Below are 15,226 nucleotides of genomic sequence, written 5' to 3'. Positions count from 1 at the left end.
TTCACCTAGCGATTGGGGTATCTAAAATATTCAGGCATTTAAGAGGGTTTGCATCATTTGCTTTAATACTTTTAGTTTGACAGGTTTGGGAAGATATTCAGTAGCTCCTGCGGCAAGACATCGATCGCGATCGCCTGTCATCGCTAGAGCCGTCAGGGCAATGATCGGTACATTAACTAAATGGGGAATCTGGCGGATCTTCGGAATTGCTTCTAATCCATCCATGATCGGCATTTGAATATCCATCAAAATCAAATCAGGCTGTTGTTGCTGTGCTAATGCGATCGCCTCTAGTCCATTTTTTGCCAAGAGAAGACGATAGCCTATGGCTTCTAAATAACTAGAAATCATCTCGATATTGGCTTCGTTATCCTCTGCTAGCAATATTAGATGATTGTCTTGTTTGGGCTTACTGAGTTCGCTCGTAAGTTCCAACTGGGATTCTATTTTCAGAGAAGAGGTTGCAGCATCAGCATAGGGAATAGTGATTGTAAAGCAACTGCCCACACCCACTTCACTAGTTAATCCCACCGTCCCTCCATGCAACTCCACAATGCGTTTTACTAAGGCAAGTCCCAACCCCGTGCCTTCATATTTGCGGTTAAGGGCGCTATCGATTTGAACAAAAGGCTGAAATAGTTTATGAATATTTTCTGGTGCTATACCAATACCTGTATCAGCGATCGCAATTTGCAGATGGTTTCTCATTCCCAAAAGAGCATCTTCCTGTGATGTGAGAGTGACTTCTAAAGTAACTTGTCCACCGTCCGCAGTGAATTTGACAGCATTATTTAGTAGGTTAATCAAGACTTGGCGCATTCGTCGTTCATCTACTAATACATCAGGCAGATTGGCAGATATTTGGGTGTTGATCTGGATACGCTTGGCGATCGCCTGCTGTTTGATAAAAGCAAGACTAGATTGACAGAGTGGGACTATAGCCGTAGGGTGGCAATCAAGTTCGATCTGACCTGATTCAATCTTAGCGACATCCAGAATATCGTTAATCAACTCCAATAAATGGGAGCCACTGCTCTCAATGGTCTGTAATACTTTGGTTTGGCTATCATTAACGTCTCCAAAAATTTGATCGAGAAGTCCTTCGGTCATGCCGAGGATGGCATTGAGCGGCGTGCGGAGTTCATGACTCATGTTAGCCAGAAATTCGTCTTTGAGGCGATTTGCACGGATTAGTTCTTCATTTTGCGATCGCTCAACTTCAGCTTGTTTAGCATCCGTAATATCTCGAATGATGATTAATACTTCTCGATCATTGAGACGGGCAATCCGAACTTCTTCATAACGTTGCTCATCCTCAAATTCAAAAATCTGCTCATATATCTGTAATCTACCCGTTTCGATCGCTTGCCTAGCATAATTCAATCTTTGGGCTGCTAAATCAGGAGGCAAAACACTGTAGACTTCTGGCTGGTTAGGCGAGGTAGAAGGACAAATAACCCGAACCCCACTACCTGCAAACATGCTGAGGTATCGTCCCTCCATATCCATTTGAATGAGGAGATCGGGTAGCGTCTCAATAATTGTGCGGTTAGTCATTTCGCTTTTTTTGAGAGCGGCTTCAGCCTGCTTGCGATCGCTAATATTACGGATCATAAATAGCACTTCATCGTCACCAGTTTTGATGATTCTCACCTCTTCATCTTGGAGGTGATCGCCCACTTGAATTTGTTGCTCATACATCTGCAACTCTCCCGTCTGCAAGGCTAGCTGCATATAGTGCAAATGTCGTTCGGCAATCTCTGCAGACAACAAATCTGTCATGGAGAGACCCGTGGGATCTGAGGTCTGCGACAATATATCAAAATCACGATATTCCGCAACAAACTTGCGATAAATTCCATCAGCTCCCATCCGAAACATGAGATCGGGAATTGCTGCTAAAATTGCTCGGCTTTGGAATTCACTTTGTTTAAGGGCAGCTTCGGCTTGCTTGCGATCGCTAATATTACGGATCATAAATAGCACTTCATCATCGCCACTTTTGATCACTCTGACCTCTTCATCTTGGAGGTGATCGCCTACTTGAATTTGTTGCTCATACATCTGTAACTCCCCCGTCTGCAAGGCTAGCTGCATATAATAAAACTGTTGATTAGCGATCGCTGCGGGCATCAGATCTGCCATCGATTGACCAGTGGGATCGGAGTCCTTTGGCAATATCCCAAAATCTCGATTTTCCGTAATAAATCCGCGATAAATTCCATCAGATCCCACCCGAAACATGAGATCGGGAATTACCTCTAAAATTGCTCGGCTTTGGGCTTCACTTTGTTGGAGTTGAGAGATTTTTGCTTGTTGAGTAGCGATCACTAAGAGTAATGCATGGGTGCTAAAGAAATTGCTGTTTTCAGGATTATGAGGAATTGGTTTGGGAAGATTGTTGGGCATAATGTTTCAGAATACAAAATAAACCCAATTACGACAATGATTTTACTAAAAGCTTTTGAATGATTACAATCAGTTCCTTCAATTTTACAGGCTTTGCAATATATTCATTCGCACCAGCACTAATACAGCGATCGCGATCGCCTTTCATCGCCAGTGCGGTGAGGGCGATAATTGGTATATTAACTAAGCTAGGAATCAGACGAATCTGCTGCATTGCCTCTAAGCCATCCATCACAGGCATTTGCACATCCATCAAAATCAGATCGGGTTGAGTTGACTTTGCCATGGCGATCGCTTCCTCTCCATTATTGGCACAGAGGATTTGATACCCCTTCGCACTTAGATAGCTGGAAATTGTGACGACATTGGCTTCGTTATCCTCTGCTAAGAGAATTAGATACGGATGGCTAGAATCGGATTCAGCAGTAATTGCTTTGGCGTTGAGGTTTCTCTCGCCAAATGGAGAAAAAGTTAGCAACGACTTATCCTCTAATTTAGAGATATAGGGCAAGCGTAAAGTAAAGCAACTCCCAACTCCCAATTCACTATGCAGACTGACATCTCCCCCATGCAGTTCCACGATGCGTTTCACCAGTACTAATCCGAGTCCTGTGCCTTCATATTGACGGTTCAGGCTACTATCGATCTGGACAAAGGGTTGAAAAAGTTTTTCTTGATCCTCAGATTTAATCCCAATCCCATTATCAATGATCGAAATACAGACATAATAATCATTATGAGGTAGCCAGTCATACATAGCAGGATGAGAATCGGGTAATTGGGTAGGTCGGACTATGGGTATCCGCTCAGCAAGGTTAAAATCGATCGGTTCGTAATGTACTTCGATTGTCACTCGCCCCCCTATAGGCGAAAATTTCACAGCATTAGTCAATAGATTAATTAACACCTGTCGAATGCGACGTTCATCTATAGATATTGTTCTTGTATCTTTGGGGAATGACTCATGTAGTTGAATTTGTTTTTTGAAGGCTTGTTGCTTGACAAATACCAGACTCGATTTACAAAGCTCAACGATTGAGACCTGCTCAATGTCTAGCTCCAACTTACCCGCTTCAATTTTTGAGAGTTCAAGAATGTCATTAATCAAGCTTAGCAAATGCTTTCCACTACTCTCGATGGTAATGATCGGTTTTTTTTGACGTTCATTAAGACTGCCGAAAACTTCTTCTTGTAAAGCCTCTGACATGCCTAAAATTGCATTGAGAGGAGTACGCAGTTCATGGCTCATATTCGCTAGAAATTCATCCTTAAGTCGAGTAACACGAAGCATTTCGGCATTCGTTTGCTCTAGTTGCTGTTCATATTCCTTCTGAACTCGGATATCACGCATGATCGTAGAGAAATATTCTACTTTTCCTTCAGATGATTTATGCCCAAGTAGTAATTGCGATACTAAAATTTCCTGTCCGTCAGCGTCCAGCAATGCAGTTTCACCGAGCCAACTACCTTCAGCAAGCACAGTAGGTACAGCTTTCTGCTCCAGCACATCCACTGTCCATTGAGGATGATAATCTATGGGTCTTTGTTGTCTGACTTCAGCATCACTATAAAGCCCTCGCAGCCGTTTGAGAGCGACATTATTCCAGATTGCTTGACCTGTGACATCGGCAATGAGAATATAGTCCGTCGAGGCTTCGAGGATAGATAGTAGATTACTTTGTTCTTGTTCCAAACGTTTACGTTCAGTAATATCTTGAGCAGTGCCAATAGTTTGAATCACATGTCCATTAGCATCACGTTTAAATACTGCATCTCGACCATAGAGCCAACGCCATTCGCCATTTACATGTTTCATCCGATATTCAAATTCGAGAATTTCGCCATCATGCGCCGCATAGATTTGGGCATGGTAAGAAGCCAATCGCTTTAAATCATCAGGATGAATTAAATTAGCAAACAAACTGGAACCCATCGCTTGAATTTCGTCGGGTGTGTATCCAAGAATGATCCCAATTTCGCGATTGACATAAACATTACGCTGTTCTTGGAGATCGTATAGATAGAGGATATTCGGTGAAGCCTCGGCAATTTGTTGAATAAAATGCTGACTTTCTCGTAGTGCTAGTTCAGATTTTTTGCGATCGCTGATGTCCGATAAAATCCCTTGTGCGCCTATTACCTCTCCTTGAGAATTGATAATCGGTCTGGCACTAACCTTTACCCAAAAATAATGTCCATCTCGATGGAGATGGCGAAACTCATTATTATTTGCCGATGTCCGAAATTGGAGATCGTTCCGATGGGCATTTGCTACAAATTGACGCTCATCTGGATGCACAAGATCTACCAACGCCTTCCCAATCCATTCACTTGGCTCCCAACCAAAGAGCGTTTTGAATTGTGGTGAGAGATAGGTGAGGATACCTTCTAGGTCGGCTGACCAAATCAAATCATTCCCTCCTTCTACCAACCGACGGAATTTAGCTTCACTCTCTGCTAATTCGCGCTCAATCCGTCTCCGAGCAGCCGTACGTTCTTGGACTCTAGTTTCCAGTTCTTGATTTAACTGTTCTAGCGCCTGCATTGCGCGTTCTCGCTCTAACTCAGCCGCCGCACGGGATGCAAATACGAGCAATAGGTTTTCGGCCCACAGTGGATCTTGAATTGGCTGCTTATCAAGGATACATAAAGTCCCGATCGCGCGATCATGGCTATCTCGTAAAGCAATACCCAAATAACTATCTACTCCCATCCCTACGAGATCGCGATCCTCTGGGAACTGCTGCTGAAGAAAGCGATCGCAATAAAACTTCCCATCTTGTAAAGTGCGTTGGCAGGGAGACTTTGCAAAATTGTATAAAAAATTGGTTTGCAATGTATCAGTTGTCCAAATAGCAAGGGTATGCAGCCGATCATCTTCCACTTCCGTAATAACGGCATAGGAAACATTGAGAGCTTTGGCAATGTGGCTAACTAAGGCTGGGAAAAAATCTTCACCAGTAATCGAAGAAGTACTCTCAATTAGATTTTGGAGAGCTATTTCCATTTGCTTGCGTTGGGAAATATTGGTGCTAGTTCCCACAATCCGACAAATACGCCCTAATGCATCGTAAATAGGATTGAGGGTCGTAATCCACCAAGTTGTTGCATCCCTAAAAATTAGGCATTCTTCATAGGTAATAGCAGATCCTGCTTGGATACAAGCTACATAGTGCTGACGAACTTCTTCAGTGGGTGATTTACCACATATTTCTGCTGTTAAGCGCCCTGTTAATCTTTCGGCGGCTGGATTAAAGGCAACCAGCCGAAAATCTCCATCTTCTAATACATCAACTGTAAAAATCGCCTGTTCTACGCCTTCGTAGATTGTGCGTAGAAACTGTTCTTTATTTTGTAATGATTCTTCTACTTGCTTAAGTGCTGTCAGATCCTGAAGACTTACCACAACTGCGGTAATCGTGCTGTCGATTTCTCGGTAGGGTGAGTAGGTGACTTTGAGAAACCGCTGCCGCCCGTCTTGATAGTCAAACCAACCCTCATATTGCTGAATTTCGCCCATTAGACATCGATCTAAACGTGGCTGAATTTTCTGAAAGACGACTTCCCCAAGAAGTGCTGCAACAGAATGACCAACAATTTCTTCCTGTTTCCTCTGATGCCAATCTAAATAGACGGGATTAACTAATTTATAGACGTAGTTTCGATCAAGCAGGGCAAGCCCGTTAGTAGCGGCAGAAAATACGCCTTCGTACTGACGTAGTATAAATTCATCCAATGGCTTGCTGATATCTTTAGCATTGCTACCTTCGATCTGTTCAGCCCTAGATAAATCTCCATCCTCGCATTCTCCCTGTAAGATGTTCTGGGCTAATAAATCGACTAAATTATCTTTGCCTAAAATTCCGACAAGGCGATCGCCATCCAGTACAGGTAAATGATGAATCCGATGTTGTTGAAATATATTGAGGACAGATGGGAAATCGATCAGTGCTGATTCTTGGATGGTAATGACGGGATGGTGCATTACCGACTGCATCGATAACTGCTCTAAAGAAATGCGCTGAGCAGTGACATGGAAAATATCATGTTCAGTAAAAATGCCTATTAAGTTATTTGCTTCAGACTCGTTATGGCTACCTACTACTAGCACACAACTTGAGCCTGTTTTTTCCATAGAGGCGATCGCATCCATGACTCCTGTATCCACAGTAACTATCAATGGATCTTGGGCGATCTCCGATAGTAAATTCTTGCGGATTAGGAGACTTGCAGCAGTCATCACATTCACTTAGTTTTAGGAAGACTTATAGAAAGATCTAATTGGTCAGCAGAGTTTGAATCATTGACGATGAAATAACATCCTTTAGTCTGACAGATTTCGGAAAATGTTGATACATTCTCGCCGTGAGACAGCGATCTGTGGGCATCACTAAGGCTGTGACGGCATTACCCAAGCCCTTAAGGTTGCGCCTCTGCGGAGCGCAACCTTAAGGGCTTGGGTTTGTAATTAATTATGCCCATCTACTTAGTAAGTTAATTCTTGTCAAAAATAAAAAGCGAAAGACAGATTCCCCACTACCTTTCGCTTTTTATTTTTTTAGAACGGGTTCGACGGGGCTCGAACCCGCAACTTCCGCCGTGACAGGGCGGTGCTCTAACCAATTGAACTACGAACCCAAATTTTTGCTCTTAAAGTTTTTTCTAAAATCAAACTTTTTTAAAGTTAAATCTTAGAATCGCTGATTACTAACTGGTTTACAGGTCGTTTTTTGCGTTTCTTTATTTAAGCGCTCCTTATTATGTAGATTTAAAAGGCGTTTGTCAATACTCTATGCAGATTTTTTTTGATTTTTCCTCGAACCCTTAGTGTCAGCTATAGCTATAGCCACCTGTATCAGGACAAATCAAAACCCAAATAGTGTGAGGCGGCGCGAAGCGCCGCCTCACACTATTTGGGTTTTATGTCCTAACAAGAATGGCTATAGCTATATAGTTTCATTGCTTTTTGATGTTTTGAGAGGACTGCATGGCGCAAAATATCGTAAAAAGACTGAAAAAGTCATTGCAATTACGCCCGTCCGTGATATCCTTTCACCCATTATTTGCCAGCTAAATTTGTCCATTAGGATTTAATTGGTGTAGAGGACTCCCATGAATTGCTTTAAGAGCGCAAACATCAAAGGTGTAAAGATTGCGATCGCGACAACTCTTTTGATGCAGATCACCAGTATGGCGCTACCGACAACATGGCGCTCAGTTGTGCCATCAGCGATCGCCTTACCAGGACAGACACCCGATCAAGTCATCGACTGGATTAGAACGAATCCAGTATTGCGCCCAGAGGCTGGCGAGCGGCTACTCGTGCGAAAAAGTGACACACCATCAAGACGATTTCAATTTCAAGCCAGTGTCGTGCTACCAGGGATTGCTGCTATTCAGAAGAGCGATGCAAATCTGATTAGAAGTGAGCAGATTAGATTTTTTGACATTATCAATGGTGTCACGAGATCGCGCCTAGAAGAGACACTGCGTTCTATTTATGGTCCAGAGATTATGCGTGATTATGCAACGGCTAAACGGGTTTATGCATACCCAACCGCCGCTATGGTGCAGCGATCGCAAGCTAAAAATGCTTCTCCAATTCTCTGGGCTTTACAAGGAGAATTACGTCAAGGCAAAAAATACGGCTACTGGATCGAGCTATTGCAAAATGGTAGAGGTAGCGCCAATTCTGGGCAAATCACCGTATTTGAGTTAGATAGCCTTCCTAAACTTGAAGAAGAGTTAAGTAAACGTTAAATCCTCAAAAGAAAAGCCTCGCTAAGCGAGGCTTTTCTTTTGAGATTAAAGGAACCATCCGTAACTGTGTAAACCTTTGCCGAGTAAATTTACGCCTAGATAACAAGTCCAGACTACTAAAAGCCCCACACTAGCCAAAATCGCAGGCTTGCGTCCCTGCCATCCTTTGGTAATACGTGTGTGCAAATAAGCTGCAAAAACTAACCATGTGATCAAAGACCATGTTTCCTTCGGGTCCCAACTCCAATAAGAACCCCATGCTTCGTTTGCCCATACTCCGCCTGCAATGATACCAATCGTCAGCAGGGGAAACCCAAGCCCGATCGCTCGATAACTGAGATTGTCCAAAGTTTCGCCAATGGTGAGACGACGTAAGGAAAGGGGCTTAGTTTTAGGAGCGATCGCCTCGGCAGTAATTGTGGCAGTATTGGCAGTTTGCAGATTTCCTGCGTTTAAAATACTGCCCATGCTCTCAACCGCAAAAGCCGCGAATGTTTCAGGGCTAGGGTTGTTGGCATGATTGGCATCCGTAACACTACGCAAGTTAGTACCGAAGGAGCTACCTTGCAATACGACATCTTGACCACGGGTGACAATTAAAAAGGCGATCGCCAAAATACTGCCCGTCATCAAAGCGGCATAGCTGAGCAGCATGACGCTAACATGCATCATCAACCAGTTAGACTTCAGCGCAGGCACAAGCGGCTCGGAAATTTGCATCCCTGAAGGCAGTGCAAGAGCCGCAAAGGCTGTGATTCCCATCGCGAGGGGCGAGATAAAGGCTCCAATTAGACGCTTGGCGGTGTCATTAGCACTTTTGTTGCCGATGCGATTAACCACGATGTGCATAGTGGTCAGACCCCATGCCAAGAAAAATAGCGATTCGTAAAGATTGCTCAGTGGGAAATAGCCTGCATCAATCCAACGCGCTCCCAGTAATGTAGCAATACAGAGATTGGCGATCGCCATGCCCGCATTACCAAGCGATCGTAAATAGGGCAAGTTAGGAAATGCGACATGCACCCAGAAAACGAGCATGGTCGCAAAGAGGACGGCAAATGATGAGTTGTCCAGTAAGTTCTGAAGCGCGACGAGTTGCATTCAGGCAATTCTCCAGCAATTTTTTAGAATGTTTTATGATTTGATTTTTAAAAGTGCAAATCCTATGGGTTTCATTGTAAGCGATGTTGATAATCCTTACCATTTGTCGATTAAAGTCCATTAAATCCAGCATATATAGCGATGTAAGATTTGGAGGGTTGTGAGAGTGCGCCCCGAAGGGGTGCACTCTCACAACCCATTTAGGATTGCTATAAAAGGGGCTAAGCTTTTGGATATGGAAGCCTATTTACAAGTAAGTGAAGTTATCGATTGGCAGCATCCTGAAATCATTAAATGCTCCCAAAAAATCACCTTGGGACACAAAACTCCAGAGGCGATCGCCAAAGCTTGCTTTGAATGGGTGCGAGACGAAATCTGTCATAGCTGTGACTATCAAATGAATCCTGTGACCTGCCGAGCATCTGATGTTCTGCACCACAAAACAGGCTATTGCTTCGCGAAAAGTCATCTATTGGCAGCTTTGCTAAGGGCTAACCAGATTCCCACAGGATTTTGCTATCAGCGCTTGAGCATTGATGATCAAGGTGCGCCCTACAGTTTGCATGGTTTCAATACCATCTATTTACCTACAATTGGTTGGTATCGTGTTGATGCAAGAGGAAACAAAGCAGGAGTCAACGCTCTGTTCAGCCCACCCCATGAACAATTGGCATATAAAATTCAGCTACCAGAAGAAGCCGATTTCAAAGTAATTTTGGCGGAACCACTGCGAATAGTCATAGAAGCACTGCAAGCACAAACTACATGGGATGATATGCTGCGTAACCTACCAGACATTTCGTTGGATTTTGCTAAGAACTATGGGTTGCTGCCATAAAGCTGCCATAAATATGGCGATCGCCATACAAATATATAATTTTGCTCATGACCTTAAATTACCGATCGCTTCCTGCACAATTACCTAATCCCAATGCACTTGGTGCGATCGTCGCACTGCATGGCTGGGGCGCAAACTGTGATGATCTGATCTCGCTTGCGCCCATGGTTGGACTCCGCAATTATCAATGGATTTGTCCCGAAGCTCCCTTTAACCATGCAATGCCCAATGGCAAAATGTGGTACGACCTCCAAAGTCTGGATACTGAGGGTTTAGCGAAAAGCTGCGAACTGCTTAGCCAGTTTCTCGAAGATTTACCAGCGATGACAGGGATACCCCTAGAGAAAACATTTTTACTAGGTTTTTCTCAAGGTGGAGCCATGACCTTAGATGTGGGTTTAGTCTTTCCCTTAGCAGGATTGATTGCTCTGAGCGGATACCTACACATCACAGAAGAAGAACTACAAGAACTTACAGATAGATCCTTTCCACCGATTTTGATCGCTCATGGTACGCAAGATACAGTCGTTCCCGTTAGTGTGGCTCGTAATACAAGAGAGATCTTTGAGCGTCTTGGCGTGAATGTGGAGTATGAAGAATACGAGATGTCCCATGAAATTCGTCCTGAAACCTGCGATCGCATTCAGCAATTTATCCTAGAGTGCCAAGCTAAATAAAAACAAAAAAGGACAGGTCTTGTCCTTTTTTGTTTTTATTTGTTTTTATTTGTTTTAACGGCTAGTCAATTTTTGATATGACAGTGTATTGTTAAGATCGAAATAAGAACTATATTAAGGAGATATTGTATGAATCTTTCAGATACTCAAGTTTTTACAGCACTGGTAGTTGCACTGTTCCCCGCAGTATTGGCAGCTATATTGGGTTCTGCCCTTTCTAATTCCTAGTCCTCATAATATCTATTTTTACAGCCTAGAGGTTGCGAATGGTTGCCAAACGAGACTTATCTCCGCATTTTTCAGTACCAAAGCAAACCCCGCGATCGCAGGGTCAGTACGGACGAAATGATGTTGTGAGTATGCATTCACGCAGCAACCATTCTGACTCTGGCAATCTTGCATCTTTTAATGGTGCTAGTAACTACAGTGAAGCAGTTGCTCAGAACGTCCAACGCAAAAGAGAGAAATATTGCCGAACTAAAGCAACTGAGTCAATCATCGTCATTGCGGTGAATGTTGCCTTATCTTTCGCGGCGATCGCAGCGATCACCAAATTACTTCCCTATCAGTCATCACAAAAAGATCGTCTCGACGAGATTACAACAGAGGTAAACTCGACCGAGCAAAGGGTTAATGGGTTACGAGAAAAATTACCCCAAACTTTAAATTCTGGAAAGAATCAGGAAATGCTACTGAGAAAACAGGGTTGGATCAAAAATAATCAAGTGACGATTAAGCTCCTCGATCCGTCTGAAGTTGCCTCACCTAATAGTGATGGTGTAATGCCCACCACCACAACTGCTCAAAAGTATAACAATCGCCAAAATCCATAAATAAAAGACAGTGCTGAGCGCCGCCTTTTATTTATGGCGTTCTAACTCAATCAACCGAATTGCCAATAAAATTTCAGCTAACGTTCTTTGCCAAGCATAATACCAACCTGCCCAACCATCTAAAATTCCCCCTTTAAGAATTAGGCAGTAAACCAAAATAACAATTGGTGCAATCACCTTTTGCTTGCGAAGGCGATCGCCAAAACTTAATTTACTATTTGGAGTTGTTAATAATTTCTGAGCTTCAATTAATAAATAACGATCTTGAGACTGTAACCAACGACTTAATGGCTTGCGATCGTCATGATTAATGTGAGCTTGAAGATTTCCAGATTTCCCATTTACTTGCAGTAACTGTGTATGCCCGTCATCAATGTAGATAGATTTTTTTTGGCGAAATAGAACTTGACGAGGTGGTAACAAAGTTGATCTTAAAGGCTTTCCAAACACATAATATCGAAATTGAGCAAAATATCCATCAAGGAACTCAGATTCTGGGTTTTCAATCGTTGACTGAATTTCTTTAATAAATTCTTCTGTCAATACATAATCAGCATCAAGAGAAAGTACCCATTCAGAATTTATTTGTTCTAATCCATAGTTCCATTGATCTGTATGCGTGTCAAACCTACGTTGCAAAACTTGTACTTGTGGATAATTATTCAAAATTTCCAAAGTTTCATCATCACTAAAACTATCGATTACGACAATTCTTTTTGCCCATGTTAATCGCTCTAATGTACGTCCAATATTTGGAGATTCATTATAAGTAAGAATTAATGGCGTAATTTGTTCTAGCATTTTAGAGGGCTGTGATTTAATAGCTTTTGTGGCTCGGCAAAGCCTCGTCACAAAAATCTAAATCTCCATTTTTAACCAGCTAAATATAGCTTCAACTGTTATGTCTAAAGGGATTATTTCTAAACTTGGTAAGCGATCGCTATTTGCCATTAGTATAGGCTGTTGATTTGGCTGAAACACAAGAATACTGCGATCGCTAGGATCAAGAAACCATCCTAATTTGCTGCCATGCTGAAGACTATGCAAAATCTTACCGATAACTTTGTTAGCATTCTGATCAGGTGAGAGAATTTCAATAATCCAGTCTGGAGCAAGATTAAAGTTATCAGGAATTTCACCATCTGCAAGAAATGGAATATTTCGCCATTCAAAAACTGCGATATCTGGCACAATTGAACTACCAACAAAGGTACATCTTAGCTCTGGAAAAGCATAGGCAAGCTTTGGCGATTCAGAAACTTGATTAATTTCTTGGCAAAGTTTACCTTGTAATCTACTGTGCCGACCTTTAGGCATAATTTTTTGAGTAACCTTATTGTTAATATATTCGCTAGCAGGTTTAGTCTCTGGCAATTGCAGAAATGCATCTAGAGTAAGAGTTTTAACAGGTGTTGCAATCATAGGAATAAAATTCTAAAAGGATGCCAAAACTAACATAGACTTCCATAAATAGGGGAATCTACCAGTAAACTCAAATTGATAATTGTTACATCCTTCTGTAATCAGCAACTTTGTTAGAGTCTTTACAGAAAAGAACTTGATATGTCCACCATCCCATAGCACAGTAAAATGATTATCCATTTTACCTGTTAGAGCAAGAGCTAGATTCTTCAAGTATCCATGATATGGCGTTGTTAAAATCAGTGTTCCATTAGACTTAAGACATTTCCTAGCAGATTTAATTAACTCTCTTGGATATACTAAATGCTCGATGACCTCGGCTGAGACAATAATATCAAAATCTCCTCCTAAATCAGAGTATGGAATGTCATATAAATTGGCATGAATAAATTTGCATTCTGGAAAGCTATTCATTGCAGTAGTAAATCCTGAGAGAGATTCTTCAATTCCTACAACTTCATAGCCTTCTTTGGAAATTAAGTTGCTTAAGCTTCCATTCCCACATCCCATATCTAATACACGTAGCTGTCTATCCTCATTTGTCTTGATTGTACTCAATAGTTTTTTTAAAGCAGGAAAAATATAATGATGATGATGCCCAGATTCAGCAGTTGTATAAAAGTATTCGCAAGTTGAATTTGTATTCATCATTTGGCATACTTGGTATATGTGGTTATCAGCCTTTGAGCTATTTTAGCCCAAGTATAATGCTCCGCAATATATTGCTGGGCGCGATCGCCTTTTTGTTTAGCAATGTGGGGATGCTCCAAAAAATCTTGGATTATAGAAGTGATCGCATTAATCTCTAATTTAGTAACATAGCCGATTTCCTGTTCTTGTACCATGGGTGCGATCGCTACTCCATCGGTAATCAACACAAGTGTACCAGACGCAAGGGATTCGATCGCCGCAATACCAAAATTCTCAGAATAAGAAGTGAGTGCAAACAAATCTGCACCTTGGAGATATAAATTTTTAGTTTCACCTTCAACAAAACCTACTAGATGCGTTCGCTCTCTTAAACCATGAGTTACTAATAAATCCTGAATTTGACTTACATAATCAGGTTCACCACTACCTGCAATTACAAAGGCAAAATTGTATTCTGTTAATTTACCAAGTGCAGCAATCAAGTATTCCAATCCTTTTTTAGGATGGATACGAGACATAAAAAGAAGAATAGGACAGAGATCAGGAATTTGCAGAATTTTGCGTAGTTGAGATGGAGCTTCGGGAATTAGAGATGGAATCTGCACACCATGGGGCAAAATAAAATTAGGAATATTTAATCCTAATAGATCGAATTCATCTAGTTCTTGTTGAGCCGTGAAATGGAGTGCTTGACTATGCAACAAATTGGAACGTTCAATCACTTGTAGATATATTTGTTTGCGTAACTTACTTTGCTGCCATGACCATTTGCATAACTGTCCATGGGGAGTATTGATATAGGCAACCTTCTGCATACGGGCGATCGCCATGGCAATTGTGGAAGCATAGGAAAAAATTGCATGTACATGGACTAGATCATATTCAGTGATGTGTTGCCATAGCCAAGTTGTCAGCGATCGCGAAAAGGCAAACTCTCGCACCACATTTATATTTGGCGAAAACCGAGGAAAGAAACGAATCGGTACATGCCCATACTCAGCTAACTGATCGGTAAGTTCAGATAGAGGTACATCTAGTAAACCTTTGCCATTGTCATTAGTAGTTGCTATTTCCGCATCTACTCCTTGCGATCTCAAAGCGCTCACCATCTCAATCACCGCTTGACTAGGACCACCACGTACCGTTGCCACAGATGGAATGATATGAAGAACTTTCAATTTAAGCACTCGGTTGAATTGTAATGATGCCGCGCATCCCTGCTTCTGTATGACCAGCGATCGCGCAATGTAACTCATAAGTCCCAGATTTAATGGGTATAAAAGTCCATGCAGCAGTGGTATTCGGGCGTAATTCGAGTTCACGAATATTGCCTTTAACTTCCACGTTACCCACGACGACATTTTGTGTCCAGATTGCATCAGCAAAATCTTTGCTAGTGAAGTAATGTTTTAAGCCGCTAGGATTATTCAGCAATAACTTGTAGCGTTTGCCCGACTCAAAGGTGAAGCGATCGGGAATAAATTTGAGTTCGTTGGCAGTGTTACTCAGACTGACTTTTACCTCGATCAGATCGG

At 42.1% G+C, this 15,226-nt stretch carries 13 protein-coding genes and 1 tRNA gene; 5 read left to right on the top strand and 9 right to left on the bottom strand.

Features of this window, described 5'->3' with window-relative positions:
- Nucleotides 1-30 precede the first annotated feature (30 nt).
- The 3 genes from B9G53_RS09125 to B9G53_RS09115 form a co-directional block, all read right to left on the bottom strand.
- Entirely contained in the window at nt 31-2,409 is a 2,379-nt protein-coding gene (locus B9G53_RS09125; RefSeq protein WP_094531392.1) for an ATP-binding protein, read from the bottom strand.
- A gap of 28 nt (nt 2,410-2,437) precedes the next feature.
- Complete coding sequence (locus B9G53_RS09120; protein ID WP_094531390.1) at nt 2,438-6,649, bottom strand: PAS domain S-box protein; 4,212 nt, start codon at nt 6,647-6,649, stop codon at nt 2,438-2,440.
- 324 nt (nt 6,650-6,973) lie between these two features.
- A tRNA-Asp gene (locus B9G53_RS09115) sits at nt 6,974-7,047 on the bottom strand.
- A gap of 474 nt (nt 7,048-7,521) precedes the next feature.
- Between B9G53_RS09115 and B9G53_RS09110 the strand changes: the two genes are divergently transcribed.
- Nucleotides 7,522-8,169 carry a hypothetical protein gene (locus tag B9G53_RS09110; protein ID WP_094531388.1) on the top strand — a complete coding sequence of 216 codons (648 nt, stop codon included), beginning with the start codon at nt 7,522-7,524 and terminating at the stop codon, nt 8,167-8,169.
- A 45-nt stretch (nt 8,170-8,214) separates the two neighbouring features.
- Here the strand turns inward: B9G53_RS09110 and ccsB are convergent, their stop codons facing one another.
- Nucleotides 8,215-9,270 (bottom strand): c-type cytochrome biogenesis protein CcsB, encoded by a 1,056-nt coding sequence (ccsB, locus tag B9G53_RS09105; RefSeq protein WP_094531386.1) that lies wholly within the window; start codon nt 9,268-9,270, stop codon nt 8,215-8,217.
- 235 nt (nt 9,271-9,505) lie between these two features.
- Here ccsB and B9G53_RS09100 point away from each other — a divergent pair, with 235 nt between their 5' ends.
- The 4 genes from B9G53_RS09100 (at nt 9,506) to B9G53_RS09085 (ending at nt 11,618) form a co-directional block, all read left to right on the top strand.
- Nucleotides 9,506-10,108, top strand: a complete 603-nt coding sequence (locus tag B9G53_RS09100; protein ID WP_094531384.1) for a transglutaminase family protein — start codon at nt 9,506-9,508, stop codon at nt 10,106-10,108.
- Between the two features lie 47 nt (nt 10,109-10,155).
- Nucleotides 10,156-10,785 (top strand): alpha/beta hydrolase, encoded by a 630-nt coding sequence (locus B9G53_RS09095; protein WP_094531381.1) that lies wholly within the window; start codon nt 10,156-10,158, stop codon nt 10,783-10,785.
- A 129-nt stretch (nt 10,786-10,914) separates the two neighbouring features.
- A complete protein-coding gene (psaM, locus tag B9G53_RS09090; protein WP_094531379.1) occupies nt 10,915-11,013 on the top strand; it encodes a photosystem I reaction center subunit XII in 99 nt (32 codons plus the stop codon).
- 38 nt (nt 11,014-11,051) lie between these two features.
- On the top strand, nt 11,052-11,618 hold the full coding sequence (locus B9G53_RS09085; protein WP_094531377.1) for a hypothetical protein: 567 nt from the start codon (nt 11,052-11,054) through the stop codon (nt 11,616-11,618).
- 27 nt (nt 11,619-11,645) lie between these two features.
- Here B9G53_RS09085 and B9G53_RS09080 read toward each other — a convergent pair whose 3' ends face one another.
- The 5 genes from B9G53_RS09080 to B9G53_RS09060 form a co-directional block, all read right to left on the bottom strand.
- Entirely contained in the window at nt 11,646-12,419 is a 774-nt protein-coding gene (locus B9G53_RS09080; RefSeq protein WP_094531375.1) for a glycosyltransferase family 2 protein, read from the bottom strand.
- A 57-nt stretch (nt 12,420-12,476) separates the two neighbouring features.
- Nucleotides 12,477-13,040 (bottom strand): Uma2 family endonuclease, encoded by a 564-nt coding sequence (locus B9G53_RS09075; RefSeq protein ID WP_094531373.1) that lies wholly within the window; start codon nt 13,038-13,040, stop codon nt 12,477-12,479.
- A gap of 12 nt (nt 13,041-13,052) precedes the next feature.
- Nucleotides 13,053-13,691, bottom strand: a complete 639-nt coding sequence (locus tag B9G53_RS09070; protein WP_094531370.1) for a bifunctional 2-polyprenyl-6-hydroxyphenol methylase/3-demethylubiquinol 3-O-methyltransferase UbiG — start codon at nt 13,689-13,691, stop codon at nt 13,053-13,055.
- On the bottom strand, nt 13,688-14,869 hold the full coding sequence (locus tag B9G53_RS09065; RefSeq protein WP_094531452.1) for a glycosyltransferase: 1,182 nt from the start codon (nt 14,867-14,869) through the stop codon (nt 13,688-13,690). Before B9G53_RS09065 ends, B9G53_RS09070 begins: the two co-directional genes overlap by 4 nt.
- Nucleotide 14,870: 1 nt before the next feature.
- Nucleotides 14,871-15,226 (bottom strand): copper-binding protein (locus tag B9G53_RS09060; RefSeq protein ID WP_141211745.1); only part of this gene is annotated, 356 nt, incomplete at its 5' end.

It is taken from the genome of Pseudanabaena sp. SR411, assembly GCF_002251945.1.
GTDB lineage: Bacteria > Cyanobacteriota > Cyanobacteriia > Pseudanabaenales > Pseudanabaenaceae > Pseudanabaena.
Note: the sequence above shows the minus strand (reverse complement) of the source record. Positions and strands in the feature narration are given on the sequence as shown.

Excerpts from the sequence above, each read along its gene's own strand:
- B9G53_RS09075 (WP_094531373.1), bottom strand. The coding sequence starts at position 13,040 with ATGATTGCAACACCTGTTAAAACTCTTACTCTAGATGCATTTCTGCAA.
- B9G53_RS09100 (WP_094531384.1), top strand. The coding sequence starts at position 9,506 with ATGGAAGCCTATTTACAAGTAAGTGAAGTTATCGATTGGCAGCATCCT.
- B9G53_RS09095 (WP_094531381.1), top strand. The coding sequence starts at position 10,156 with ATGACCTTAAATTACCGATCGCTTCCTGCACAATTACCTAATCCCAAT.
- ccsB (WP_094531386.1), bottom strand. The coding sequence starts at position 9,270 with ATGCAACTCGTCGCGCTTCAGAACTTACTGGACAACTCATCATTTGCC.
- B9G53_RS09110 (WP_094531388.1), top strand. The coding sequence starts at position 7,522 with ATGAATTGCTTTAAGAGCGCAAACATCAAAGGTGTAAAGATTGCGATC.
- B9G53_RS09120 (WP_094531390.1), bottom strand. The coding sequence starts at position 6,649 with ATGACTGCTGCAAGTCTCCTAATCCGCAAGAATTTACTATCGGAGATC.
- B9G53_RS09080 (WP_094531375.1), bottom strand. The coding sequence starts at position 12,419 with ATGCTAGAACAAATTACGCCATTAATTCTTACTTATAATGAATCTCCA.
- B9G53_RS09125 (WP_094531392.1), bottom strand. The coding sequence starts at position 2,409 with ATGCCCAACAATCTTCCCAAACCAATTCCTCATAATCCTGAAAACAGC.
- psaM (WP_094531379.1), top strand. The coding sequence starts at position 10,915 with ATGAATCTTTCAGATACTCAAGTTTTTACAGCACTGGTAGTTGCACTG.
- B9G53_RS09070 (WP_094531370.1), bottom strand. The coding sequence starts at position 13,691 with ATGATGAATACAAATTCAACTTGCGAATACTTTTATACAACTGCTGAA.
- B9G53_RS09085 (WP_094531377.1), top strand. The coding sequence starts at position 11,052 with ATGGTTGCCAAACGAGACTTATCTCCGCATTTTTCAGTACCAAAGCAA.